The following is a 2679-nucleotide window of genomic DNA, read 5'->3' on the forward strand; positions in this document are numbered from 1 at the left end:
GGGCCGGTGGTGCGGAAGAAGTCGGTGAGGAGGGTGGCGCACTCGTGTGCCAGTACGCCGTTGATGACTTCCGGGCGGTGGTTGAGGCGGCGGTCGCGCAGGGCGTCCCAGAGGGAGCCCGCGGCGCCGGCCTTGGCGTCCAGGGCGCCGTAGACGACGCGGTCGACCCGGGAGAGCACCGCCGCGCCCGCGCACATCGTGCACGGCTCCAGGGTGACGACGAGGGTGCAGCCGGTGAGCCGCCAGTCGCCGCCGCCCAGCGCGTGGGCGGCGGCGCGCAGCGCGAGCAGCTCGGCGTGCGCCGTCGGATCGCCGTACGCCTCACGGGCGTTGTGCCCCCGGCCGAGCACCGCGCCGTCCGGTCCGAGTACGACGGCGCCGACCGGCACGTCCCCCGTCCCGGGCGCCTGTACGGCTTCCGCGAGCGCCAGCCGCATCGGCTCGCGCCAGGGGTCGCGTACAGGGTCGCTCGCGGGGCCGCCTTCCGGCGTGTTCCCCGCGGCGGGCGTGGGGGTGGGGGACGCGGCGGTCGGCCGGTCGTCGGCTGTGGGGGTCATGGGGACAGTGTCGCGCCTGTGGTGTGACGGCTCAGCGGACGGCCTCCAGTACGTCGGTGCAGCCCAGCGCGTCGGCCACCTCGCTCAGTGCGTCCTCGGGGGAGAGCGAGAGCAGTACCTTCTCGTCCATCCCGAGGTCGGACAGGAGCTCGGCGTCGCCCAGCGGGCCCGCGGGTGCGGACTCCGCCTCGGCCGCCGCGGCGCGTTCCGCCGATCCGTCGTCGTCCTCGCTGCCTTCCGGCTCCCCTTCCTCCGTGCCGTCCAGGTCCACGAGTTGGTCGAGGGCCGACGGGTCCTCCGGCTGGCGGCCGAGCAGCTCGTCCGAGAGCAGTATCTCGCCGTACGAGCTGCGCATCGCCGCAGCGGCGTCCGAGACGAACACGCGCGGGTCGTCCTCGCCGTCCACGCGGACGACGCCGAACCACTCGCCGTCCTGCTCGATGCAGACCAGCACCGTCTCGTCGTCTGTCGTGGCCTCGCGGGCCAGGTCGGCCAGGTCGGCCAGGGTCTCCACATCGTCCAGCTCTGTGTCGCTCGCTTCCCACCCGTCTTCGGTGCGCGCGAGCAGCGCGGCGAAATACACCGTGACTCTCCCACTGATTCAAGATGTGCCCGAGTGCTGACGAGGACCGTGCCCCCGCCCCATCGGAATCGTGGCAGAAACCCGCGCCATGCGAAGGGTCTTCGACAGTGCGTCGTCGGGCTGTTTGCCCGACTGTTGCCCGAACGTTTACCCGGGCGCTCGCCTGCGACGACTCACTGTGACAACCTGCGACTCAGAGCTGCACGCAAGGCGCGCGGCGCGCCGGCCCGCAGCCGGCCGGGGAGCCCCTGTTCCGGGGCGCTGCCCCAAGGGCCGGCCTCACCAGCGGAACGAACGCATCCGCAGTGCCTGCTGACGCCTGCGGGCCGCCCGTGAGCGGCGCGGATGGACGCGCTCGCGCAGTTCCTTGGCCTCGTTCAGCTCGCGGAGGAAGCGGGCTCTGCGGCGCAGCCGCTCCGAGTCCGCGGTGCGGTCGCTCTCCGCGGAGCGGTCCATGGGGCGGTCCGCAGGCCGGTCCATGAGCTCCGGGCGGCGGTCCGGGGGCCGGTTCGCGGAACGATCCATGACGCGGTCGCGCTCCGGGCGGAAGTCCGATTCCTGACGGGGCCGACCAAACTGTCCCGGTTGCCGGCGCGGCTGCTGCCCGGGCTCACGTGGCTCTGACATATGCACACCTCCGGTGTACTTGCCCACTTTCCCCGGTCCGCCCGGCGTACGCCAGTGCGCCCCGGCGCATTCGGACACGTACTGCGGGAGGCACGACTGCCTACGGCCGGCCGTCGGCCGCATGCGATGGTCGCTCATCCGTCCGGTACCGGGCGGATCCACCGTGGGCGGGCTCGGATACTGTCGGAGCATGCGGATCCACGTCGTCGACCACCCCCTGGTCGCGCACAAACTCACCACTCTGCGCGACGAGCGCACCGACTCACCGACCTTCCGCCGTCTCGCGGACGAGCTGGTGACGCTGCTGGCGTACGAGGCCACCCGCGATGTGCGGGTCGAGCAGGTCGGGATCACCACGCCGGTGACCGCGACGACCGGGGTGCAGCTCTCGCGCCCCCGCCCGCTGGTGGTGCCGATCATCCGGGCCGGTCTCGGCATGCTGGAGGGCATGGTCCGGCTGCTGCCGACAGCTGAGGTGGGTTTCCTCGGCATGATCCGCGACGAGCACACCCTGCAGGCTTCGACGTACGCGAACCGGATGCCCGACGATCTGTCGGGGCGTCAGGTCTATGTGCTCGACCCGATGCTGGCCACCGGGGGCACGCTGGTCGCCGCGATCAAGGAGCTGATCCGGCGCGGTGCCGACGATGTGACGGCGCTGTGTCTGCTCGCGGCGCCCGAGGGTGTCGCCGTCATGGAGCGGGACCTGGCCGGTACGCCGGTGACCGTGGTGACGGCCTCGGTGGACGAGCGCCTCAACGAGCAGGGCTTCATCGTGCCGGGCCTGGGCGACGCCGGGGACCGGATGTACGGGACCGCCGGATAGGGCCGGCGGGGCCGGAGGACCGGAGGATCGGGGGCGCCGGAGCGCGCTCCTGAGAGCGGGTCGCTCAGCAGGTGGCGGGGGAGGCC

At 72.7% G+C, this 2679-nt stretch carries 4 protein-coding genes; 1 reads left to right on the top strand and 3 read right to left on the bottom strand.

Annotated features, from left to right (window positions below; genetic code table 11):
• The 3 genes from tadA to ITI46_RS34070 all read right to left on the bottom strand — a co-directional run.
• Window positions 1-557: tRNA adenosine(34) deaminase TadA (gene tadA, locus ITI46_RS34060; protein ID WP_209243861.1), on the bottom strand; the 557-nt coding region annotated here is incomplete at its 3' end.
• Between the two features lie 31 nt (window positions 558-588).
• Window positions 589-1140: a tRNA adenosine deaminase-associated protein gene (locus tag ITI46_RS34065; protein WP_209243862.1), complete on the bottom strand. Its 552-nt coding sequence runs from the start codon at window positions 1138-1140 to the stop codon at window positions 589-591.
• A 279-nt stretch (window positions 1141-1419) separates the two neighbouring features.
• Window positions 1420-1665, bottom strand: a complete 246-nt coding sequence (locus ITI46_RS34070; RefSeq protein ID WP_209243866.1) for a hypothetical protein — start codon at window positions 1663-1665, stop codon at window positions 1420-1422.
• A gap of 292 nt (window positions 1666-1957) precedes the next feature.
• Between ITI46_RS34070 and upp the strand changes: the two genes are divergently transcribed.
• A complete protein-coding gene (gene upp / locus ITI46_RS34075) occupies window positions 1958-2593 on the top strand; it encodes a uracil phosphoribosyltransferase (protein ID WP_209243864.1) in 636 nt (211 codons plus the stop codon).
• Window positions 2594-2679 lie beyond the last annotated feature (86 nt).

This window comes from Streptomyces oryzae (genome assembly GCF_017676365.1).
GTDB lineage: Bacteria > Actinomycetota > Actinomycetes > Streptomycetales > Streptomycetaceae > Streptomyces > Streptomyces oryzae.

Excerpts from the sequence above, each read along its gene's own strand:
- upp (WP_209243864.1), top strand. The coding sequence starts at position 1,958 with ATGCGGATCCACGTCGTCGACCACCCCCTGGTCGCGCACAAACTCACC.
- ITI46_RS34070 (WP_209243866.1), bottom strand. The coding sequence starts at position 1,665 with ATGGATCGTTCCGCGAACCGGCCCCCGGACCGCCGCCCGGAGCTCATG.